The organism is Undibacterium sp. RuTC16W (assembly GCF_049339445.1).
Taxonomy (GTDB): Bacteria; Pseudomonadota; Gammaproteobacteria; order Burkholderiales; family Burkholderiaceae_D; genus Undibacterium.
Genome location: NZ_JBMPPE010000007.1, coordinates 208991 through 230402, shown reverse-complemented (window position 1 = coordinate 230402; position 21412 = coordinate 208991). Strand labels below are relative to the sequence as shown.

22 protein-coding genes are annotated in these 21412 nt (G+C 50.7%); 5 read left to right on the top strand and 17 right to left on the bottom strand.

Annotated features, from left to right (window positions below):
- Positions 1-9: 9 nt before the first annotated feature.
- The 14 genes from ACO0K4_RS15045 to gpmA all read right to left on the bottom strand — a co-directional run bounded on the left by ACO0K4_RS15045 (position 10) and on the right by gpmA (position 15303).
- Positions 10-912 (bottom strand): DMT family transporter, encoded by a 903-nt coding sequence (locus ACO0K4_RS15045; protein WP_422957451.1) that lies wholly within the window; start codon positions 910-912, stop codon positions 10-12.
- Between the two features lie 95 nt (positions 913-1007).
- Positions 1008-1787, bottom strand: a complete 780-nt coding sequence (locus ACO0K4_RS15040) for a DNA-binding domain-containing protein (RefSeq protein ID WP_422957450.1) — start codon at positions 1785-1787, stop codon at positions 1008-1010.
- A complete protein-coding gene (locus ACO0K4_RS15035; protein WP_422957449.1) occupies positions 1784-2674 on the bottom strand; it encodes a DUF692 domain-containing protein in 891 nt (296 codons plus the stop codon). Before ACO0K4_RS15035 ends, ACO0K4_RS15040 begins: the two co-directional genes overlap by 4 nt.
- Positions 2675-2745: 71 nt before the next feature.
- Positions 2746-3015 (bottom strand): hypothetical protein, encoded by a 270-nt coding sequence (locus ACO0K4_RS15030; protein WP_422957448.1) that lies wholly within the window; start codon positions 3013-3015, stop codon positions 2746-2748.
- 227 nt (positions 3016-3242) lie between these two features.
- Positions 3243-4469, bottom strand: coding sequence for a HupE/UreJ family protein (locus tag ACO0K4_RS15025; protein WP_422957447.1), 1227 nt, complete (start codon positions 4467-4469; stop codon positions 3243-3245).
- Positions 4466-5635, bottom strand: coding sequence for a tetratricopeptide repeat protein (locus tag ACO0K4_RS15020; RefSeq protein WP_422957446.1), 1170 nt, complete (start codon positions 5633-5635; stop codon positions 4466-4468). Before ACO0K4_RS15020 ends, ACO0K4_RS15025 begins: the two co-directional genes overlap by 4 nt.
- 64 nt (positions 5636-5699) lie before the next feature.
- Complete coding sequence (locus ACO0K4_RS15015) at positions 5700-7853, bottom strand: TonB-dependent receptor (RefSeq protein WP_422957445.1); 2154 nt, start codon at positions 7851-7853, stop codon at positions 5700-5702.
- Between the two features lie 156 nt (positions 7854-8009).
- A complete protein-coding gene (locus ACO0K4_RS15010) occupies positions 8010-8258 on the bottom strand; it encodes a hypothetical protein (protein ID WP_422957444.1) in 249 nt (82 codons plus the stop codon).
- A 30-nt stretch (positions 8259-8288) separates the two neighbouring features.
- Positions 8289-9788, bottom strand: a complete 1500-nt coding sequence (locus ACO0K4_RS15005; protein WP_422957443.1) for a DUF4331 domain-containing protein — start codon at positions 9786-9788, stop codon at positions 8289-8291.
- 304 nt (positions 9789-10092) lie between these two features.
- Entirely contained in the window at positions 10093-10422 is a 330-nt protein-coding gene (locus tag ACO0K4_RS15000; protein WP_422957442.1) for a hypothetical protein, read from the bottom strand.
- A gap of 248 nt (positions 10423-10670) precedes the next feature.
- A complete protein-coding gene (locus ACO0K4_RS14995) occupies positions 10671-11432 on the bottom strand; it encodes a HesA/MoeB/ThiF family protein (RefSeq protein WP_422957441.1) in 762 nt (253 codons plus the stop codon).
- 189 nt (positions 11433-11621) lie between these two features.
- Complete coding sequence (locus ACO0K4_RS14990; RefSeq protein WP_422957440.1) at positions 11622-13082, bottom strand: S41 family peptidase; 1461 nt, start codon at positions 13080-13082, stop codon at positions 11622-11624.
- Between the two features lie 17 nt (positions 13083-13099).
- Positions 13100-14461 carry a murein hydrolase activator EnvC family protein gene (locus ACO0K4_RS14985; RefSeq protein ID WP_422957494.1) on the bottom strand — a complete coding sequence of 454 codons (1362 nt, stop codon included), beginning with the start codon at positions 14459-14461 and terminating at the stop codon, positions 13100-13102.
- A gap of 95 nt (positions 14462-14556) precedes the next feature.
- The gene (gpmA, locus tag ACO0K4_RS14980; protein WP_422957439.1) at positions 14557-15303 is read right to left on the bottom strand and encodes a 2,3-diphosphoglycerate-dependent phosphoglycerate mutase; all 747 of its coding nucleotides are present in this window, start codon (positions 15301-15303) and stop codon (positions 14557-14559) included.
- A gap of 136 nt (positions 15304-15439) precedes the next feature.
- Between gpmA and ACO0K4_RS14975 the strand changes: the two genes are divergently transcribed.
- The 5 genes from ACO0K4_RS14975 (at position 15440) to ACO0K4_RS14955 (ending at position 18600) form a co-directional block, all read left to right on the top strand.
- Positions 15440-15841, top strand: coding sequence for a rhodanese-like domain-containing protein (locus ACO0K4_RS14975; RefSeq protein WP_422957438.1), 402 nt, complete (start codon positions 15440-15442; stop codon positions 15839-15841).
- A gap of 35 nt (positions 15842-15876) precedes the next feature.
- Positions 15877-16140 (top strand): glutaredoxin 3, encoded by a 264-nt coding sequence (gene grxC / locus ACO0K4_RS14970; RefSeq protein WP_422957437.1) that lies wholly within the window; start codon positions 15877-15879, stop codon positions 16138-16140.
- Between the two features lie 196 nt (positions 16141-16336).
- The gene (gene secB, locus ACO0K4_RS14965; RefSeq protein WP_422957436.1) at positions 16337-16828 is read left to right on the top strand and encodes a protein-export chaperone SecB; all 492 of its coding nucleotides are present in this window, start codon (positions 16337-16339) and stop codon (positions 16826-16828) included.
- Positions 16829-16891: 63 nt separating this feature from the next.
- The gene (locus ACO0K4_RS14960; RefSeq protein WP_422957435.1) at positions 16892-17338 is read left to right on the top strand and encodes an SH3 domain-containing protein; all 447 of its coding nucleotides are present in this window, start codon (positions 16892-16894) and stop codon (positions 17336-17338) included.
- Positions 17339-17601: 263 nt separating this feature from the next.
- The gene (locus ACO0K4_RS14955) at positions 17602-18600 is read left to right on the top strand and encodes an NAD(P)H-dependent glycerol-3-phosphate dehydrogenase (RefSeq protein WP_422957434.1); all 999 of its coding nucleotides are present in this window, start codon (positions 17602-17604) and stop codon (positions 18598-18600) included.
- Between the two features lie 418 nt (positions 18601-19018).
- Here the strand turns inward: ACO0K4_RS14955 and ACO0K4_RS14950 are convergent, their stop codons facing one another.
- The 3 genes from ACO0K4_RS14950 to hslV form a co-directional block, all read right to left on the bottom strand.
- On the bottom strand, positions 19019-19213 hold the full coding sequence (locus tag ACO0K4_RS14950) for a hypothetical protein (RefSeq protein WP_422957433.1): 195 nt from the start codon (positions 19211-19213) through the stop codon (positions 19019-19021).
- 78 nt (positions 19214-19291) lie between these two features.
- On the bottom strand, positions 19292-20665 hold the full coding sequence (hslU, locus tag ACO0K4_RS14945) for an ATP-dependent protease ATPase subunit HslU (RefSeq protein WP_422957432.1): 1374 nt from the start codon (positions 20663-20665) through the stop codon (positions 19292-19294).
- Between the two features lie 15 nt (positions 20666-20680).
- On the bottom strand, positions 20681-21217 hold the full coding sequence (gene hslV, locus ACO0K4_RS14940; RefSeq protein WP_422957431.1) for an ATP-dependent protease subunit HslV: 537 nt from the start codon (positions 21215-21217) through the stop codon (positions 20681-20683).
- Positions 21218-21412: the final 195 nt, after the last annotated feature.

The window sequence follows — 21412 nt, the reverse complement described above, 5'->3', positions numbered from 1 at the left end:
GATATCGACCTAAGTTTTTGTCGAGGCCGGTGAATGTAAAATTAAGCCCATCGCACTGAGTACGATGGCGGTACCGGCGATGGTCGAGGTGCTGACGCTTTCGTGTAAAAATAAATAGCCCCACAACATACTGAACATCGGAATCAGGAAAGTCACGGTCATCGCCTTGGTGGGTCCGATGCGACTAATGAGCGGAATAAAAATCGCCTGCGCTACGCCAGTTGCCAGCAACGCGAGTGAGAGCATGCACACAATCGCAGTGACCGACGGGATCTGATGCGGTAGCGAGAACGGCACTGCCGGTGCCAGCATCAAGCCTCCCAGCAGCATGGATCCACATGCCATTGCATATGGGTGAATGCCTGTCGATGCCGCGTTGGTAGCGGTTTTATTCTGCCCCATCTTTTTCATCAAAATGCTGGAGATCGCATAAGAAGCTGCCGCTGCCAGGCAAGCCAGAGCGCCGCTGAGTGTCTGTGGATTCAGATCCAGTGCACCCGCACCAACCAGAACGGCCACGCCGATAATGCCTAGCAATAAACCAGTCAGCTTACGCATTGTCAGGCGATCTGCCAGCCAGACGATGGAAAATAAAGCGCCGAATAAAGGCGCAGTCGCGTTTAACACTGCAGAGTACGCAGTTGGTAAAAATTGTGACGCGTAAGAGAAGCAGGAAAATGGAAACGCCGCAGAAAAAAATCCGACGATGGCATACGATTTCACGTTCTCCCGCCATAGCATCGGAACGGATTGCAGCCGTACAAAACCTAGCAAGGCAAGACCAGCGATTGTCACGCGCAAACTCGCGGTCACTACCACCCCTAACTCAGGTACTGCGACACGCATAAAAATAAATGATCCTCCCCAGATTGCAGCAAGGAGAATGAGTTTGATCAGATCTGAGAGGGGCATGGTCGACGGCAGGAAACAGCGGAGGCCAGATTGTAGCATCTGGCCTCCGCTCCCGTTGTTTGGCCAAGGTCAGGCGGAATGACGACATCAGCAGATCAGGTGATTCCTGAGAGCAGTCCTTCGTTAAGCCAGGTATGCAGCCAGCCTGCAATTTGTGAGGTGCTGTCCGGATTATGTTCGGTCGCCGTGGCACACACACCGGCAAAACTTTGTCCAGCGCTGAGTGACAGCAGTGCCTGATATTCTGCCGCTGAGACCGAGCGAAAATGCGCTTGTAACTCTCTGCGCCAGATCAGCCAGATAAGCGTGTCTTCAGATCGCTGCGGTGCTGGCGGAGTCTGTTCTTCACTCAGCGCCAGCCAGGTTGCGACCGAGTTCCATTGACTGTGCAAAAAATGTTGCGATGCCTGGCAGCGAAATCCTATGCTTTCCCAAGCATGCGGCGCTATCGCACCCAGGTTGCCTACGCTCAGCACGGGCTGATCCTCTGCATCAAACGCCAGGCTTAAGTACCATTCAAATCCGGCAAGCTCGGCAACTAAAGGATAGTCAGAAAAGAAGACTTGGCAGAATGCGGGAAAGTCCGCGCCATACCAGCGCAAATTACGTGATTGAGATGGATGTTCCTGAATGTAGGCACGGCAAGCCTGATCAAATAAGTCGTCGCCTAGATAGGCGCGGGTTTTATCAAACGCGCTGGACAATGCTTCGCATAGGCGTAAGCGATAGCCATCGAAATAAATGGACAGTCGCTCTTCCGTCGCCAGCCCAGACTGATTTCCTATGTGGGGCAGTATGCTGGCGGGCGTATTTAGGCCAAGAATCACATCCTGAAATTCAGCTTGCAGTTTACCCAGTGCAGAGAGCGGCATCATGTCGAGGTCTCCAGCATGGCTTGATGGTCTGTCGGGTGTGATTTAACCAGCAGACATTGTTCTGCCGAAACGCACCGCGCAATCTGACGCGCAATGTCCAGTTCAGAGACCAGATCTGCCAGAGGGGGAATATGATCGTCACGTTCTATCATGCTGGCAATGTTGCCGAACCGGCGCAAAGCCTGTTCGTATAATGCCCATACCGGATCGGCTACCGGCTGATCATGCGTGTCGATGATATGGGTGCCGTGATCATGATGGCCGGCCAGATGGATTTGCTGTACCCGATTCACAGGGATCGCATTGAGATAAGTCACCGGATCAAAGCCATGGTTGACGCTGCTGACATAGATGTTGTTGACATCAAGCAAAATCAGACTGTCCGACTCTTCTGCCACGGCGGCCACGAATTCCCACTCACTCATCGTATCGCTCTGAAAAGTGAGGTAACTGGAGACGTTTTCCAATACCAGTGGGCGCTCCAGCACATCTTGTACGCGCCGGATATTTTGCACAAGAATTTTAATCGTCTCTTCGTTATACGGCAGAGGAAACAGGTCGTGCAGATTTTTACCATGTACACCAGTCCAGCAAATATGGTCAGAAACCCACAGCGGCTGAACGCGGTGTAATAATTTTTTTAAATCACGCAGATAGTCCGGATCTGGTCCTTGAGCCGAGCCTATCGACATCGATACACCGTGCATCACCATGGGATAATCACGTCGAATCGCATCCAGCATCGCGAGCGGTTTACCTCCCGGTACCATGTAATTTTCAGACAGGATTTCAAACCAGTCTACCGCCTGTGGCGCGGCCAGGATCTCATGGTAATGATCGGTGCGTAGTCCCAGACCGAAACCTGGTGTAGCGATGGGCATACTCATTTTTAATCACTTAAAAAAATTGCGCTTGTCCGGGACGACCAGAGCAAGCGCATGACAGACGGGTTGTTGGATTATTTATCCAGATCAACGATCTTGCCGTTTTTCGCCAGGCATTCACCTGCTTTTGTTGCAACGAAGCCGTGGCCTTTGCAAGAGTTTTGACCTTTACAAGCGTTCTCCGCTGTTTTGCAATCGCTGGTACCTTTGCAGCTGTTGATTCCGGCGCAATGTACTTTATCGCCGGCACTGACAGTGGCTGTCGCAGCGAAAGAAGCACCGGACAATGCCATAGCAGCAGCGGCAGCAGCGATCAGGGCGCCAGTTTGGATAGTTTGTTTCATGATGTGTTCTCCGAAAAATAAATAGTTGATGAGTAAAAATTACCGGTCAAGGATTGAACCTTCAAGTTCATCACAAAGAGTTATTTGTTGTTCTTTGCTTGAACTTGAGCATCAGTCGTATGCAAACCGGAATTACTTACACTGATTTTTAAATATTTTTTAAAATTTTAAAAATTGCCAAACTTTCACCGGACTTCTACCGGAGTGACATCGTGTCAATCAGCGGGTTAAACCGAAATCAGCCTGATGTCACACACACGTTCCACCAGCCAGATCAAGGCGATCAGCACGATCAGTGCAGAACCGAACTGAAATACCCCCTGACGGTACACGCGATGCCGGCGCAGCAGGTAGGCAAGTGGCAAGAATGCCGCAACGATGCCGAGTTGTCCCAGCTCAACTCCGGCATTGAAACCTACCAGTGCCAATACTAATACTGCCTGCGGCAAACCTAAATCTGCCAGTACGCTGGCAAAGCCGAAGCCATGGATCAGGCCGAAAACAAAAGCGACCAGCCAGCGCTTACCTTGAAACACCGGAAACAGATTATTTAATGCCGCCAGGATCACCGACGCGGCGATGGCCGACTCTACCCAGCGCGAGGGCAGGGCGATGATTTGCAGCGCTGCCAGACTTAGAGTGATCGAATGGGCGAGTGTGAAGGCGCTAACGATTTTGATCACATCAAACAGCGCTTGCCTGAAATTGCTGGCGGCATCCCATTTACCCTGGCGCAAAACGAGCACGGCTGGCAGTAGCAAGGACAGCAAGAACAGGATATGGTCAAAACCAATCCAGATATGCCAGACACCATGCCGTACATACTCCGTGAATTGCTGCAATTTACTGATGCCTGCCAGAGTGAATTGCTGGCTTGCATGGTCAGGGCTAAAGATCGCCGTGGCGGTAGTACCCTCCTTGTTGATGAAATTCAACAGACCCTTATGTTGCGGATCAAGATCAAAGAAGAGCTGGTAGCGCAGCGAAATTTTTTCTCCTGCGCAGGCTGTATCAAACAATAATACGGTGTACGCCCCATCGCTATGCTGATCAATCAGTTGCTGGCCTTGTTGTATAGGACATGCTTTACCGTCGACCATGATACTGAGACGTGATAAAGCGTAAGCGGCAATATCCTGATGCTTATTGCGGACTTCTTCCCAAGTCAATTCGCCGTTACCGTCCTGATCGAGTCCAATCGCAAAATCCAGATCCCGCAGCGCGATATCCCATTGCCCGTGCAGACCATGCGAATCCTGTCTTAGGGTCAGGTAACTGTCGCTGGGTTTATGCGCATAAGCGGGTTGGCTCATCAAGGTAGTGAGCACAGCGATGGTCACAAAGAGCTGGTGCAAAACGCGTAGTAATAAAGAAGTATTCATCACCGGATTTGCGCCAGGCTTTATGGCCGCATGTAACGCGACATTCACATCAGCATTCACGTCGGCATTCATTGTTTCACCCCCAGCTTGTTGAGTAAAGGGGCGAGCGCTATATCTTCCAGCCGGTTTTGCCTGAGCCAGGCGATGGCCGGTGCCGCCGCTTCCAGATTTTTGCTGGCAGCCGCGGCTTCCAGATAGATGCGCAGATCGGCGGGTTCTTTCTGAATCGCCCAATTCAGTTGTGCCAGCTTTAATGCGACCTCCGGGCGATTTTTTAATTGCAATTCAAAACGTGCCTGTTCGCGTTGATGTACCGTATCACCACGCAGCATGGCTGCCTCAAAGCGCTGATCCAGTAAACTGATCTGATCGGCAGCAGGTGAGTGTTGTACTTGCAGGGCAAGTGCATAACGTAGTAACAAGGCATCGACTTTTGTTTTATTTTTGAGCAACGCGATCACGTCGGCAGGTCTGTGTTGATCAAGCAGGAAGTCAGCGTAGGAGCCGAGCAAATAACTGTCCGGTATAGCCAGTGACATTGCGTCTCGATACCTGTTCTCGGCGGCGGTCGCATCGCCGCGTCGAGCAGAGATTTCTGCGAGCAAGGTCAGTACCCAGATACGGATCCCCGGATCTGCATCGCGGTTTTTGTCATAGATTTTGTGGAGTGTTGTGTAGCTTGCTGCTGCATCGCCGTTCAGGCTGCCTATATTACTGATACAGGTCAAGGTAACGAGTTCAGGTGCCAGAGGATACAGGTGCATACAACTGGCTTTTGCCTCGGCAAACCTGCCCTGTACCTGCAATATGGTCGCGCGCGTCAGCCAGGCTTGGGCATTGTCTCTATCCTGTTTTAATACCGCATTCAAATCATCCAGCGCTGCAGGAAACTGATGCGTACTTTGCCTTAAGGTAGCACGTAATACCAGAACAGGAACTGGTGCCTGTATCAGTGACCACCATGGTTTTAATGCCGCCTGCGCGTAGCCGAGATAGCGTGGATCACCGTCGTTACGTGCGGCATCAATATAGTGTTGTGCCAGCTCGGTTGCAGCGCGCAGATTATCTGGTTGCGCGATCAATATTTGACGCAGACGTCTAAATTCTCTCTGCGTCGTATCATTGCGTAAGGGCAGGTGCTCCAGTACCTGCTGATCGTCTTTGGGAAGATATGGCGTTGCCTGCGCTGGCAGACAGCATATCGCAACAATCATCAGCAGGAAACAGAATCGCATCATGGTCAATCACAAATGAGAGGAAATGAAAAGAAATGAAAGTAAAGAAATGAGTTGTACCAGGAAGTCAGAACGTTAAATGTAAGCCGATCCGCAGGACCCGCGGCTCTGCCGGATGTGTGTGGATGTCGTTGACCGGTGCTGATTCTGAGGGTAGTTGGGATGCGTAGTAGTAATCGACATCGCTGACCTGACGATTCAGCACATTGATGACTTCCGCTGTTACTTTAATTTTTTTATTGATGGCATACGCAAGTTTGGCGTTAACCAATGTTGAGGCTCCGGAGCGTACGCTGTTATCTTCGATGAGCGGCCTGCCACCGAAATAACGCAGACGCAAACCGCCGGACCAAGGACCTTCTGTTGCGCTCAAGCCAATCGAGGCGGTACGTTCAATCGCACCCGGTATGTAGGGGCCTGCCAGGTCAGCGTTACGGAAGCGGGCGCGTGACAAGGCGATATCGGCATCAATTATCCAGCCAGCTACCGGTGTGTAGTAATTTGCGATTTCCAGACCGGTGCGGCGGCTCGGGCGACTCGCCTCTGTGTTGCCCGCATCACCGACAAACAGGAGCTCGGATGCCAGATCTAATCGCCATAGCGAGATGGAGGTTTGCAAATGTGGTGCCAAACCGGTCAGGCGCAGACCAATTTCTTTCCCCGTCGCTTTGACCAGCGGCGTTGCTCTGGTGATGACTTGTCCGTCAGCATCCGTAGTCAGGCCTGTCTTGGGATCTGTCGTTTGGGTAACACCACGCGCATCATTGCTATGAAAGCCTTGCCCCCAGTTCGCATACAGCTCGGTCGTCTTGTCAGGACTGAAGATGAGCGATAGTTTTGGGCTGACAATATGCGCAGTGCGCTGGCCGGAATTAGCACTCAGATCGCTGATGACTTCAAAACTATAGCGATCGGCACGCAGTCCCGCCAGTGTGCGGAACCAGCCGGTCCATTGGGTTGTATTCGACAGGTATAAAGCGCTCGTTGCTTCGTTAATGCGGTCTTCACGCGTGGTCGATAAACGTTGCTGAGCCCGGGTACTATACAAGCCGACTGGCGAGAGGCGATCTGTGCGCAGTTGTAATCCCAGATTGGTTTCAGAATCGAAGCCGGCTAATTGATGTCGCCATTTGCGCTCGCCATCCCAGCCAATCACCGTACGTTTTTCTGATTGATTGAATTGGTCTCCTTGGATGCGATCATCAAGGGAATAGGTGAAATTGCTATACAGATCAAGACGCGAACGGATCATATAGGCATTCGATCTAAAACTGCCATCGCTGAACTGGCGCTTCCAGTTCAGGGAGAGACTATATCGTGCAGTGTTGCCGCCATCACTCGGGTCTAACGCACCATAGCGATCCACCAGTCCGGTAGTGATCGCACGTTGCGGGATCTGGTCGGTCGAGTGCCAGGATGAGTCTAGTCCCATCGCGCTGATACGCACATCATCGGCGCCACTCTTCCAGCTATACGACAACACGGCATTCACGCGTTGGTAGCGTTCGGGTAATTGCCAGGGGCCATCCTGTCCCGCAACTTCCAGAGCGTAGAGGAGATTTCCCGGACCTGACTGAGTCGAATTAGCGAAGACAAGACGGTGGTAACGATATTGCCCGATTTCCAGATTCATCAGACCTTGTTCCAGGCGGCGTTTGTAATCAAATGCCGCGGCACCGGCTGCTGAAAAATCTCCTTCTTCGGCGTAATAGGTACCTTTTTTATACTGGATCGTACTGACGAGTTCCGGGATGACGAAATTCAGATCGGAGTAACCCTGGCCATGCGCATGCGACAACATATTGACTGGCATGCCCAACACGCTGGTACGAAAGTCGGTGCCGTGATCGAGATTGAAACCACGCACATAATATTGATTCGCTTTGCCGTCACCGGAATGTTGCGTCACGATCATGCCTGGTACTGCTTCCAGCAATTCACCGGTGCGGGCCAGAGGGCGATTTTCTAATTGCTCTGCAGTGATCATGCCCTGATTGGCAGAATCCGCCAGCCCGATTTGTGCTCGGCTATTCAATGCGGTAATCGTCACGCTGTTTACCTGTTCCGGTGTGCCCTGGACACCGCCTGCATGAGCGGTCTGCGATATCAACGATGCCAGCGGCGTTAGCAATAACAGTGATAGCAGTGCTAACTGGGGTGGCTGCGGTAGCAGTCGCAATACGCCGGCGGCAACGACAGAAGAGCGGAAGGGAGCGTACATTTTATATGTCCAATATCTACAGACCCCGGGGTCTTCAAATAGTCACTACAGCCATAGTCGGTTTGGGCCTGTTCGTGTTACCGGTGTTGCGGTATTCTGAACGAACAGGCCCAATGGCACTTCAGGACAGCGGTGCAAATACTGTTCCTTTACAACTTATGTCGTGCTCACCGATTCTGTATCTTCCGGCGCTGTGACGGTAATAGATTCCACCGCCTGCGGTTCCTGATCTTCCGGACTGCCAGCGATCAGACTGACCACAAACTTTGTGAACGTATCCATGATGGACGGTGTTGTCGGCGTCATTGGTGTCGCGGGCGAGGTACTGGTGTAGCTATCGCTGCCACCGCAGGCTGCCAGTAGCAACGCCAGGGATGCGCTGAGCATGGTGTTTCTCATTTTCATGATCTTCTCCAGAGGGATGATGAGAGCGTCTTAATGTTTGAAAGAACCAGCAATCGGTGTTTTCAAATACGGGAAGCTATTATCGAAAAAGCTGCTGTCGAGATAGGCACCATCGGTGAAATCGATGCTACCTGCGGGTGCATCAGTTGGTATGCAACCGATACTGAGTTTGCACAGACGACCCATCACGACGCGTAAGGCGATATCGACGACGTCATCACCCGGACGACGGCCATTCGGGAAGCCTGCGCTGTCGCCACCGATGACACCCATGCGGTTTTGTGTTGCGCTGACAGGAGTTGTCGTATTCAGACGTAACATTTCAGAGGCGACGACATTGGCTGGCTGGTTCACACCTTTGATGCCGGTCAGGAAGGCTGCGACCAGATCGTTTCGGGGAAAATTCGTCGGAGCCTTGACGCCGGCGCTACTAAACAGCACTTCAACCAGAGCAGGTAAAGTTGGGTTAGTGACATACGTCAAAAACTGACCGTCGCCTGTTGGCTTGCTATGGTTGAACTGATCTTTGTCTTTCAAGCCAATGACTACTTCGTTAACCAGTGGCATGCCTAAACGGGATACCTGGGTCCAGGCGCCGCCTTCTTTCGATGCGCTGCCTGTATTCGGAGTTGGGTTGATGACGCGACCTTGCCTCAGGCTAGCCGTGGTCCAGCCACCGATGACAGTTTCCGTACCGGCGGTCAAACAGCTCGTCGGTACTTCCATTTCAATTGCCGTGACGTTTTTATCTGCCAGATCGTCTTTTGCGGCTTTTTCTGCATTCGGATCGAAGGCGGTGGCGGGGGCTTTGATATTGATGAGATCAAAGGTTTCACCCAGATTGACGACGAACGGGTCTTTGCGTTGACCGACAAAGACTTTACCTGGTGTGGCGCAGCCGGGTATGTTTATATTGAACACATGCTTGGCCGCATAGCCAGCATAGTCAGGGATAGATTTATTGCCGATGTTATCGACCGGTTTGTCAAAAACCGTTGCTCCGCCGGTGGCATTGGTAACGACGCTACGTGTGCCGGTACGACGATCACCGCGTACCAGAGTGATGCTGTATGTTTCGCGTACGTTCAGGCCGGCAGGATTGACGGAGTCGATTGCGCCGCCATTAATTGCCAGCGGAATCGAGACATCTTTACCCCCGACTGAGAATTTTGCGTCTTTATTGGTATTGGTGAAACGGAACTGAAAGGTCATGTCTTCTTTGCCGTCGCCATTATTGTCGATATGGATTTCGTACAAAGCATCTGGATCCATGGAAAAATAATTTGGACCGCCATAGGCATCTTGGAGAGGCACGTAGTTGGCTATCAGCGTTGTATAGCTGCCGCGATTGGCTTCATAACTACGGAACATATAAAAATCTGTTGCATCGACTTTAGGATGGCGCGTCAAAAAAGGTGCCTCCCTGTGACTTGACGCTTGCGCTGGTAAAGAGGTGATGCCACTCAGGCTGCCAGCAGCCACGAGGGAAAGCAGGATTTTATTGCTGAGTCTTGTTGCGATATGTCTCATGATCAACTCCCTTAGTGTAGGTAAACGGTTTCCACGGTTGGTGGAATTCAGTCCGCATCTCACTTACGAGAGCAATCAGGCTTTGGATTCAATTTTGTGAAAAATAGTTACGCGGAGCTTCAGGTACGATACCTTGAGGCAAGCTTATTGCAAGAAGACTGGTCTTAACGGATCTTTAATGATCTGTCTGGTAACGTGAATATTGCTGGGGGAATATTACGATGTATGCCGCCGGTTTTACATTGTTTAGGTCTGGCTAAATATCGGGCGGCAGTATATGAACAACGATGTGGACTAGCGTGACTCAGATCAGATGACTCTCATCAAATTCATACGTCACGATGCGCTGATAAATATCTTCACGCTCTTCAGGCGCCGCATGCAGCAGGCGTGCGACGGCTTTGCTCGGTACTTTAAAATACTTACGGCGATTTTTGCGCATGTCTTGCGTGCGCCAGCCTTTTAAGGTCAGCCATTCCCATTGCTCCGGCTCCAGAGTCATGCGTAATTGAATTTTTAAACGATGCAGGACGATGGTGCTGCCGAAGGTTGGCATACTACCCGGTGGCGGTAGCATCCGTTCTTTGCGGATTTTAAGGAAAGACCTGATTTCGTTTTTGACGACATTCAGCATGGGATGAGCGAAGGGCTGGTTGGATTGTGTTTACGTGCCATTACCAATAATGCTGGTGGCACCGATAAGGATAAACACTAACACAATATTAATTGTCTAAAAGAAAATAATAACAGGTGCCAACACGGTATGCAAATCTGCGCTGTATGTCCGCGTCAATCGAGGCTGAATCGACTGGGTCAGCCCAATAAAAGGTCTTTGAGGTGCGTGCCGTTGCGTGAGGCCGTGAGCGTTATATCAGCGTGACATTATTGTGTATGTTGGCGCTGAGCGCACAAGGGACACAGTGGATTGCGGTTGATGCGGATCTGCGTCCACTCCATGTTTTGCGCATCGAGCAGAAGCAAACGTCCGGTCAATGCCTGACCTATCCCCATGATTACTTTTAAGGCTTCAGCGGCCTGCATACTACCGATGATACCGACTAGCGGGGCGAACACGCCCATGGTTGAGCACATGACTTCTTCAAACGCCTGGTCAGGCGGGAACAGGCAGGCATAGCACGGCGATGCAGCGTCGCGCGTATCAAACACACTGATCTGCCCGTCGAAGCGGATTGCCGCACCAGAGATCAGCGGAACACCTGCCATGACACAGGCCTGATTGACTGCGTGGCGCGTACTAAAGTTGTCGCAGCAATCGAGCACGATACTGGCGGACTGAACTAATTCGTGCAGACGTTCATCGCTGGCTTTTTCCTGCAGAGCGATGATCGTGATCTCGGGATTAATGGCTTCCAGCGTTTGTTTTGCGGAGCTTACTTTGGACTGACCGATACGTGCAGTATTGTGTGCGATTTGTCGTTGTAAGTTAGTCAGGTCGACGGTATCGTGATCTACCAGTGTGATAGTGCCGACGCCGGCGCTGGCGAGATACAAGGCCGCAGGTGAACCCAGACCGCCTGCACCGATAATTAAGGCATGAGCTGCATGGATTTTTTCCTGCCCCTCGATCCCAATCTGATCGAGCAGGATATGCCGCGAATAACGTAATAACTGATGGTCGTCCATGTGGGATTCTCTGACGTTGGAAAAATGTATTGCCTGGCCTGCCGGGTATTGTAAGCGGAATAAGAATGCATGGGACGCAGATAAAAAAAGACCGCATCAGCTGCGGTCTTTTAACCAACTTTAAGTCGATTTCATCAGGTTTGACAGGTGAAGCAAATCTGTCAACCCTGACTGAGTTTCAGTTTTCAGTTATTTTTTCTTGCTGTCAGATTTACCGTCTGACTTGGTATCGGCCTCATCCTTCATCTCTTCTTTGGCTTCGGCTTTGGCGACTTTGACTGGTAATCCCTTCAAGTGATTTAAAGCCTGTGCCAGCTGAAAATCATCTTTGCTACCGTATTCGAGCGGCTTACTTCTCTTTGCCATTGCAATCAGTCGTTGCTCCTCTTCGAGTTCATCGACTTTACCTTTATTGGTTTGCTCAGCTTCTTTGTCGTTCGTCAGATGTTTTTGCAAATCTGCCTCACGTGTGCGCAGGCTATTGAATCCGTCCCCATCAGCGGTTTCTTCAACGTTCAGATCCGGCACGATACCTTTCGCCTGGATAGAGCGCCCGTTCGGTGTGTAATAGCGTGCTGTAGTCAGCTTGACTGCGGTATCGGCAGACAGTTGACGGATGGTCTGCACCGATCCTTTACCGAAGCTCTGGGTACCGATAATGGTTGCGCGTTTGTAGTCTTGCAATGCTCCCGCGACGATCTCGGATGCGGAGGCGGAGCCGGTATTAATCAGTACTACCATCGGTACATTTTTGATCGCTTCAGGTAATTTGCTGAGCGGATCGCCGACAGCACGGTTGGCATAATTCTCGCGCTTGGCGTAATAAGTCGCTTTAGAATCTGGCAGCTGACCGTTCGTTGATACCACGACGACGTCTTTTGGCAAAAACGCAGCAGAGACGCCGATAGCACCTGGCAACACGCCGCCCGGATCATTGCGTAAATCTAAGACCAGGCCTTTGATATTGGGATCCTGCGCATACAGTGTCTGGATTTTTTTCGCCATGTCCTCGACAGTCGGCTCCTGGAATTGCGCAATACGCAACCACGCATAACCGGGCTCGATGAGTTTCGCTTTGACGCTTTGCTGCTTGATCAGTTCGCGGGTGATGGTGACGACGATAGGTTTGTCTTCGGTCTTGCGTGCCAGCGTCAGAGTGATCTTGGTATTCGGCTCGCCACGCATTTTTTTGACGGCTTCGTCCAGCGACAGACCTTTGACTGGTTGCGAGTCAAGGCGGGTAATCAAGTCACCTGCTTTGACGCCGGCGCGATAGGCGGGAGAATCCTCGATGGGGGAAATGATTTTGACATAGCCGTCTTCCATCCCGACTTCGATCCCAAGGCCGACAAACTTACCTTGTGTGCCTTCGCGCAGTTCCGCGTAGGCTTTTTTATCAAGATACGCTGAATGTGGATCAAGTGAGGCGACCATGCCTGAAATGGCTTCGGTCAGCAGCTTATTGTCTTCTACCGGCTCTACATAATCGGACTTGATCAGACCAAACACATCGGCTAGCTGACGCAGCTCTTCAACCGGCAAAGGCGTGCCGGCATTTTTTTGCGCCAGTGCGGAAAACTGCACAGATGCAGCGACGCCGGCGATCATGCCCAAACTGATTAAACCAAAATTCTTAATTTTGCTGCCCATGTTTTATAACTCACATCTCACTTAATTGTTACCCAGGTTAACGGGTCGAATACGCGCTCTTGGTATCTGAGCTCAAAGTATAAACCTGATTCTTCATTGCCGCCGCTATTACCCGCACTGGCAATCGTGTCACCTGCCTTGACGACATCGCCGACATGCTTGAAAACCGACTGATTATTGCCATAAAGGCTCCAGTAGCGGCTGCCGTGATCCACAATGATCATATTGCCAAAGCCGCGCAGCCATTCGGCAAAAATGACTCGTCCCGCTGCAATTGCCTTGATCTCAGCGCCTTCACTTGTCTTGATAAAAAGACCTTTCCAGCTAGGGCCGTCGCCACGTTTACTGCCAAATCTGGCGATCAGCTCACCTTTGACAGGAAGACGTAACTGCCCTTTAAGCTTGCTGAACTCACCTTCAAAATTATTGGGTGTGGGCGTTTGCTCGTTCTTGGCGAAGGATTTTGCCGGTGGTTCGTCGGCGTTAATCGCATTGGGGTTGCTTGCTTTTCCTGGTTTTTTGCCCTGATTTGCGAGCGCCTTGTCTTTAGCCGCTTTGTCCCGCTGTTCTTTTTCCTGGGCGAGTTTTTCCTGGCGCTGTTTCTCGATCTGGGCAGCTCGTGCTTGCTCTGCCTTAATTTGTTCCTCGATAAGTTTGTTCAGTCGCGACACCAGATTGCCCAGGCGTTGTTCATCTTTTTGCAGGCTATCCGCTTCTTTTTTCTGGGCGTGTAATTTGTCTGCTAGCTGGGCGAGCAGGGTACTGCGTTTTTTCTTTTCTGATTCAAGCGCATTTTTATGCGTAAGTTCTTCTTGCGCGATTTCATCTAATTCGTCTTTGGCTTCCTGCTCGTCCTTGGCATTTTTTTCCGCTGCCGCCAGGCTGACCCGCAAGCCCTCTATCATTTTGGCCTGGGTTTGCGAGACATAGCCCATGTATTGCAAGTCGCGGTTAATGCGATTCGGATTGTCGCCAGAGAGCAATAATTTGATACGGTCACTGTCGCCTCGCATGTACTGGTGACGCAAAAAATCGGAAAGTTGTTTCTTCTGAAGATCCACCTTGGCACTGAGGCGCTTTTGTTCGTCTAATAGTTTTTGTAAACGTACTTGGGTGTCGCCCTGCTCGATTTTTAAATCGCGTAAAGAACGGTTCGCCTCGGAGATCGCCTGCTCGGATGCCGCTAAAGCGTCGCTGGCTTTATCTTTGGCGGTTTCCGTTTTATTGATATCGGTTTTGAGCGTCTTCAGCTTTTGCTGGAGTTCGGCGCGTTGTGCTTCGGCCTGATTTTTTTGTGTAGCACGCGCAGTGGTAGCTGCATCCGCAGTGTGCGGTGCTGTTACGCTGATCGTCAGAACAATTGCAGCATGACCGACCATCGCACGTAGTCGTGACGCTAAGGACACTATATGCGATGGTGTGCAGTGGGCGCTTGTTTGAAAAACACCCGTTACGACTTGATGCATCAAGATACTTATTTGGATTTTCCCTGGCTGGCAACGGCTTGCAACGCCGCTTCGATAGCGGACTGATCGCCAAGGTAGTAATGCTTGATGGGCTTCAGATCAGCATCTAATTCATACACCAGCGGCTGACCGTTTGGAATATTCAGGCCAACAATATCGGCATCGCTGATGCCATCCAGCATTTTGATCAAAGCGCGCAAGCTGTTGCCGTGAGCACTGATGATGATGCGTTTACCGGAGCGGATCGCTGGTGCAATCGTATCTTCCCACGCTGGCATGACGCGTTCTACGGTGTCTTTCAGGCATTCTGTGAGTGGAATTTGCGCGCGGGATAAACCAGCATAACGCGGGTCGTTGAATGAAGCGCGTGGATCGTTTTCTGTTAATGCGTTCGGTGGCGTATCGTAGCTGCGACGCCATACCAACACCTGCTCATCCCCATACTGGGCGGCGGTTTCTGCTTTGTTCAAGCCTTGCAGGGCACCGTAATGACGTTCATTGAGGCGCCAGTCATGCACCACCGGCAGCCACATCAAATCCATTTCATCCAGGGTGCCCCAGAGCGTGCGGATGGCGCGTTTCAATACGGAGGTAAATGCCAGATCAAAAGTGAAACCAGCTTCTTTCAGAACCTGTCCGGCCTGACGTGCTTCGGCTACGCCTTTCTCCGTCAGATCAACATCGGTCCAGCCAGTAAAGCGGTTATCAAGATTCCAGGTGGATTCGCCGTGGCGCATCAAAACGATTTTGTACATGATTTACGTGAAATTGTTGTGAATTTGAGGGAGTCAGTCGCTGTTGCAGCATCTATTTTATAATGGCGGCGTTCGTTACAGAGACTTTACTGCTACTTATTACCGTTTATAACAATTAACTCACCATTGGAATACTGTGAAATTCTTTATTGATAACATCTGGATTATTGGCCTCGCCCTGGTTTCTGGCGGCGCATTGCTTTTTCCCGTACTGCAAAGACGTGGCGCCAAGGTCACACAATTGCAGGCAACCCAATTGATCAATCAAGGCAAGACCGTCGTTCTTGACGTACGGGAGGCGACTGAGTTTGCGACAGGTCATTTACAAAACGCGAAAAATATCCCGCTCGCTGAATTGCCAAATCGCTTGAAAGAGCTGGAAAAATCAAAAAGCGCTACTATTATCACCGTCTGTGAGCGCGGTATCCGCTCTGCGACTGCTGCAGGTGTGCTGAATAAAGCAGGCTTTGAGCAGGTAGTCAGTCTTGAGGGTGGCGTTGCGGCCTGGAAGTCGCAAGGTTTGCCGACAGTAAAATAATCCAGTCATCCAGTTATTTAGCGCAGGAGAACAACATGACAGCGCATGTCCTAATGTATAGCACCGCAGTTTGTCCCTATTGCACCATGGCAGAACGCCTGTTGAAATCCAAGGGTGTCGAAGAGATTGAAAAAGTTCGCGTCGATCTGGATCCGGTGATTCGTGACAATATGATGCAAAAGACCGGTCGTCGTACCGTACCGCAAATTTATATCGGCGAAACGCATGTTGGTGGTTTTGACGATTTGTCTGCATTAGACAGGGCTGGCAAACTTGATGCACTGCTGAATCCAGCTTAACTGCGGATCTCGCAACCGGTTTACTTGCTGGAAATCAAATAAAATCAGCAAAAATCCCACTAATTTGAGGATTTTTGCTGATTTTGTCTTTGACTTGATAGAATAACGCGCCGTGATCTTGAAATGGCTGAAAACAGCCACATCTTGCCATCTCGCTGTTCATTATTAATCTTTTAGAATTTTTAGAAAGTCTCACATGTCTGACGAAAATCTGCAGCCCGTATTTCAAATTCAACGCGTTTATCTGAAAGATTTGTCGCTTGAACAGCCAAACTCTCCAGCGATTTTTCTGGAACAAGAAGCACCGACGATCGAAGTTGCACTGGATGTGACTGCTGAGCCGCTCGCTGAAGGCATTGTTGAGTCCACCGTGACCGTGACAGTGACTGCAAAAATCAAAGACAAAGTCGCTTTCCTGGTTGAAGGCAAGCAAGCTGGTATTTTTGAAGCGCGCAATATCCCTGCGGATCAACTCGATCCATTGCTCGGCATCGGTTGCCCGAATATCATCTACCCATACCTGCGTTCCAACATCGCTGATGTGATTTCCCGCGCCGGTTTCCCGCCAGTGCATTTGTCAGAAATCAATTTTGAAGCTTTCTACCAGCAACGTCTGCAATCTTTGGCTGAGCAACAAGCCAAACTCGCAGCAGATGCCGGTACTGAAACGCCAGCAACCACTCACTAATTGTAATTCTTGACGATAGACCTGCCAGCCAGTGTGCTGGCAGGGAATTAAGTGGAAACTACTATGCGTCGTTCTCTGGTCTTATCTGTAGTGCTTGCTCTGGCATCGGTGTCAGGTGCCGCTCTGGCGCTCGATTTCAAGTCGATTGGCCCTTCACCGGTCATCTTCTATGACGCGCCGTCTGCCAAAGGCAGCAAGGTTTATGTCGCACCACGTGGTATGCCGGTCGAGGTAATCTTGAGCTATGGCACCTGGAGCAAGGTGCGCGATATGGGTGGTGATCTCAGTTGGGTCGAGTCCAAAGAACTGGTCGCCCGTCGTAATGTGGTTGTGCGTGTAGCGAATGCCAAAGTCCGTGCTGCTGCCGACGAATCTTCTGCATTGATTTTTAGTGCGGACAAGAATGTGTTGCTGGAAATGGCAGAGCCCGCCAATGCTGGCTGGGTCAAGGTCAAACATCGCGATGGCCAGATCGGTTATGTCAAAGTGGCAGAAGTCTGGGGCGTATAAATCAGAAGCACGTAAAGCAGACTGCGCAAGTGTTGCGCAGAGTAAAATGTAGGCATAAACAAGGACAGGAAGCTGTCCTTTTTTTATATACTCCCCTCATTTTTTAGAAAATATACCTGTATCCGCATATAAAACGTGTGCCTGAAAATATACTAAGTGGAGTATATGCATATAATTGAAAAAAGCATGCTACCCGCCATTGCTGGTATACCATCGGTTTAAGCATGAATATTTATGAAACAACTTCTTGTGAAGGTCAGACTATGAACATCAGCGTACTTGGTGCTGGAGCCTGGGGTACTGCCCTGGCGATTTCTTTAGCTGCCAGACATCAGGTGCAGTTGTGGGGGCGTAACGCTGATGTCATGCAAGCAATGCAGGCCGGGCGTGAGAACAAGACTTATCTTGCCGGTTTCCCGTTCCCGCCTCAATTGCAAGCAAGTGATGATTTTCAAGAAACAATGAGGCATGTCAGCACGGACGATGGCCTGTTGATTATTGCGACTTCGGTTGCGGGCTTACGTCCTCTCTTGCAACAATGCCTACCATATCATCCTAAGCATGTGGTCTGGTTATGCAAGGGATTTGAAGAAGGTTCGCAATTATTACCGCATCAGGTTGTGCGTCAGGTGCTGGGCGATGTCGTGCTCGCAGGGGCATTGTCCGGTCCATCATTCGCTCAGGAAGTTGCCAGAGGTTTGCCGTGTGCACTGACGATTGCGTCCAGTTCCGCAGAGCTATGTCAGCATGTCGTGAATGCGGTGCATGGCAACGCGATTCGCGTGTATTCCAGTGATGATGTGGTCGGCGTTGAAGTCGGCGGGGCAGTTAAAAATATTTTAGCAATTGCCACCGGTATTGCCGATGGCCTAGGTCTGGGTTTAAATGCCCGTGCTGCTTTAATGACACGTGGCTTGGCTGAAATCAGCCGGCTCGGCGCTGCGCTGGGTGGGCATGTCGAAACGTTGATGGGATTGACCGGCGTCGGGGACTTGATATTGACCTGCACCGGCGATCTTTCCCGCAATCGTAAAGTCGGACTGGCATTAGCTCAGGGCAAGTCACTGGAGGTGATTGTGCAAGAGTTGGGGCATGTCGCAGAGGGTGTGCGTTGTGCCAGAGCCGTCAAAAATCTGGCAGAAAGTTTGCAGATTGAAATGCCGATTACGAATGCCGTAGCAGGGGTGTTATTCGATGATGTCCCCGCACAGCAAATGATTGCGCGCTTACTGGCACGCGATGCTAAGCAAGAGCTCCGGTAGACAAGTTAGGCGGTAGCCACAATAAAGTCGCCAAATAAATCAGGTGCGGGCATAGGTTCGGCGAAAACCCGGAAAGCTTAACACCCGGATGATGACGGTCTCAGGCACATGCTGCCGTCTCATTAATTCGCGAGTCTTTTTCAAGCCCAACGTGGACAGATAAAGTGTTCCCAGGTCCACCATAAAACGCGTCAAAAATATCCTTACGGCGTAAGAACATATGGTGTTGTACTTGTTGTTTTCTGCGCCTGCTTCCTGACATGATTGCACCTGATGTTCTCTGCGAAAGTGATGCTGGAGAGGGGACTACCTAGGACATGGCTGGACTGCATTTCGGATAAGGCCGGGTAAATGACTAACCTTGACTGTTTTGCTTACTCATTCCGACATTCTTACTGTAACTGATTTTTCGGCTAAATCAATCTTGTTCGCCATCGACAGGCAATTTTTTGACGATGAGTTTTTGCGCTTGTCGCAGAGCGGAGGGCGATTTCTGGTGACTGCCTGCACTTCTTTGTTTGGCAGCGACAGCTATCGGATTACGTGGTTTAGTCTGTGACGGATCGAGGCGGAAAGTCAGTTTCTGGCGGGTTCCTGAAGTTTTATTAGCCATTACTGCTTTCCTTTCCGATCATTTTTCAGTGCTATGTTTTGTTGTTTGTTAGCGGCTACAAAGTTGATAAAACATAGCTTATAAAACATAGCGGGATAAGTCCTCGTCGACCGATAAGGCGGCGAGCTTACTTTCCACATAGGCGGCATCAATCACAACGGTACTGCCCGAGTTTTGATGGGCGTCGAAAGAGATTTCTTCCAGCAGCTTTTCCATCACGGTGTAGAGCCGGCGTGCACCGATATTTTCGGTTGTTTCATTGACGGAAAAAGCAATTCCCGCGAGCCTTTGCACCCCTTCATCACTGAATTCTACGGTGACGCCTTCGGTTGCCAGTAATGCTTGATATTGACGTGTCAGGCAAGCATCGGTGCTGGTCAGGATGCGTTCGAAATCAGCAATCGAGAGAGATTCCAGCTCGACGCGTATCGGGAAGCGACCTTGCAATTCCGGGATCAGATCGGACGGTTTTGCCAGATGAAAGGCACCAGAGGCAATGAACAGAATATGATCGGTTTTGATCATCCCGTACTTGGTATTGACGGTGGTTCCTTCGACTAGCGGAAGCAGGTCGCGCTGTACGCCGGCACGCGATACTTCAGCGCCCCCAGTTTCTGAGCGCGATGCGATTTTGTCGATTTCGTCAAGGAACACAATCCCGTTTTGCTCGACATTCTGGATCGCCTGTTGCTTTAGTTCGTCTTCGTTGACCAGCTTGCCAGCCTCTTCTTCGATCAAGAGTTTCAGCGCTTCTTTGATTTTTAGCTTGCGGGACTTTTTGCGTCCGCTACCTACTCCGGAAAACATGGATTTGATCTGTTCAGTCATCTCCTCCATGCCAGGCGGCGCCATGATCTCCATTTGCGGTGCTGGCTCAGTGAGGTCGATATCGATTTCCTTGTCGTCTAAGGCGCCTTCACGCAGACGTTTGCGAAAGGTTTGACGGGTTGGATTGTCGACGGCTTTGTCCGTACTTGCGGAGTCGGTATCGCCAGTATTGGCGGCGTTACCGGTATTTGGGGCAAAGCCAAAATCACGTGATGGCGGCAACAGGATATCGAGGATTCTGTCTTCTGCGGCATCTTCAGCGCGGGCGCGCACCTTGCGAGTTGCTGCCTCGCGGGTTTGTTTAATGCCGATATCCACTAAGTCGCGAATAATCGTATCGACGTCGCGACCGACGTACCCAACTTCTGTAAATTTAGTCGCTTCAATTTTGATGAAGGGTGCATCGGCAAGTTTTGCCAGCCGGCGGGCGATTTCGGTTTTGCCGACACCTGTAGGGCCTATCATCAGAATGTTTTTTGGCGTAATTTCGTGACGAAGCGGCTCTGGTACTTGCTGTCTGCGCCAGCGGTTACGCAGTGCAATGGCGACAGCGCGTTTGGCACGGCCCTGTCCGACCACATGTTTGTCGAGTTCAGAAACGATTTCTTGGGGAGTCATGTTCATAGAGCTGATCCGTGTTTATTCTAAGGTTTCTATCGTATGTGACAAATTGGTATAAATGCACAATTCGCCTGCAATGGTGAGCGATTTTTTGACAATCTCAATGGGCGATAAGTCAGTATTTTCTTGCAAGGCTTTGGCCGCAGACTGAGCAAAGGTGCCGCCCGAACCAATCGCGCCGATGCCGTCAGTAGGCTCTAATACATCGCCATTGCCGGTAATGACTAGAGTAGTTTCTCTGTCCGCTACCAGCAGCATAGCCTCTAGGCGACGCAGCATGCGGTCGGTGCGCCAGTCCTTGGCGAGCTCAACGGATGCGCGCATCAGATGCCCCTGATGCTTTTCCAGTTTCGCTTCGAAACGTTCAATCAGTGTGAAGGCGTCAGCCGTTCCGCCGGCAAATCCTGCCAATACTTTGTTGTGATACAGCTTGCGTACTTTGCGCGCAGTACCCTTCATGACGATGTTGCCTAAAGTGACCTGGCCGTCGCCGCCTAGTGCGACCAGATTACCGCGTCGTACCGACAAAATAGTCGTTCCGTGGAATTGTTCCATGTGATCCTCAATGATGATGTTACTTGCTATATTGGCGTAAATTGCAGCGGCATCTGTCTTCCAGGGGGCCTAAATGCAAAGAATAAAAACAAGCATTCTGCGCCTCAGTCAGTATTCGGTTTTTGCGATGTCGTTAATTTCGTATCAATTTTCAATGTCGTTTGATCTGCAAAACGCAGTTGAGCGACATATTGA

Excerpts from the sequence above, each read along its gene's own strand:
- hslV (WP_422957431.1), bottom strand. The coding sequence starts at position 21,217 with ATGGAACAATTCCACGGAACGACTATTTTGTCGGTACGACGCGGTAAT.
- ACO0K4_RS15035 (WP_422957449.1), bottom strand. The coding sequence starts at position 2,674 with ATGAGTATGCCCATCGCTACACCAGGTTTCGGTCTGGGACTACGCACC.
- ACO0K4_RS15040 (WP_422957450.1), bottom strand. The coding sequence starts at position 1,787 with ATGATGCCGCTCTCTGCACTGGGTAAACTGCAAGCTGAATTTCAGGAT.
- gpmA (WP_422957439.1), bottom strand. The coding sequence starts at position 15,303 with ATGTACAAAATCGTTTTGATGCGCCACGGCGAATCCACCTGGAATCTT.
- ACO0K4_RS14950 (WP_422957433.1), bottom strand. The coding sequence starts at position 19,213 with ATGGCTAATAAAACTTCAGGAACCCGCCAGAAACTGACTTTCCGCCTC.
- ACO0K4_RS15025 (WP_422957447.1), bottom strand. The coding sequence starts at position 4,469 with ATGAATGCCGACGTGAATGCTGATGTGAATGTCGCGTTACATGCGGCC.
- ACO0K4_RS14985 (WP_422957494.1), bottom strand. The coding sequence starts at position 14,461 with ATGGTCGGTCATGCTGCAATTGTTCTGACGATCAGCGTAACAGCACCG.
- ACO0K4_RS15020 (WP_422957446.1), bottom strand. The coding sequence starts at position 5,635 with ATGATGCGATTCTGTTTCCTGCTGATGATTGTTGCGATATGCTGTCTG.
- ACO0K4_RS15045 (WP_422957451.1), bottom strand. The coding sequence starts at position 912 with ATGCCCCTCTCAGATCTGATCAAACTCATTCTCCTTGCTGCAATCTGG.
- ACO0K4_RS14990 (WP_422957440.1), bottom strand. The coding sequence starts at position 13,082 with ATGGGCAGCAAAATTAAGAATTTTGGTTTAATCAGTTTGGGCATGATC.
- hslU (WP_422957432.1), bottom strand. The coding sequence starts at position 20,665 with ATGAACATGACTCCCCAAGAAATCGTTTCTGAACTCGACAAACATGTG.
- ACO0K4_RS15030 (WP_422957448.1), bottom strand. The coding sequence starts at position 3,015 with ATGAAACAAACTATCCAAACTGGCGCCCTGATCGCTGCTGCCGCTGCT.
- ACO0K4_RS15005 (WP_422957443.1), bottom strand. The coding sequence starts at position 9,788 with ATGAGACATATCGCAACAAGACTCAGCAATAAAATCCTGCTTTCCCTC.
- secB (WP_422957436.1), top strand. The coding sequence starts at position 16,337 with ATGTCTGACGAAAATCTGCAGCCCGTATTTCAAATTCAACGCGTTTAT.
- ACO0K4_RS14995 (WP_422957441.1), bottom strand. The coding sequence starts at position 11,432 with ATGGACGACCATCAGTTATTACGTTATTCGCGGCATATCCTGCTCGAT.
- ACO0K4_RS14955 (WP_422957434.1), top strand. The coding sequence starts at position 17,602 with ATGAACATCAGCGTACTTGGTGCTGGAGCCTGGGGTACTGCCCTGGCG.
- ACO0K4_RS15010 (WP_422957444.1), bottom strand. The coding sequence starts at position 8,258 with ATGAAAATGAGAAACACCATGCTCAGCGCATCCCTGGCGTTGCTACTG.
- ACO0K4_RS15000 (WP_422957442.1), bottom strand. The coding sequence starts at position 10,422 with ATGCTGAATGTCGTCAAAAACGAAATCAGGTCTTTCCTTAAAATCCGC.
- ACO0K4_RS14960 (WP_422957435.1), top strand. The coding sequence starts at position 16,892 with ATGCGTCGTTCTCTGGTCTTATCTGTAGTGCTTGCTCTGGCATCGGTG.
- ACO0K4_RS15015 (WP_422957445.1), bottom strand. The coding sequence starts at position 7,853 with ATGTACGCTCCCTTCCGCTCTTCTGTCGTTGCCGCCGGCGTATTGCGA.
- grxC (WP_422957437.1), top strand. The coding sequence starts at position 15,877 with ATGACAGCGCATGTCCTAATGTATAGCACCGCAGTTTGTCCCTATTGC.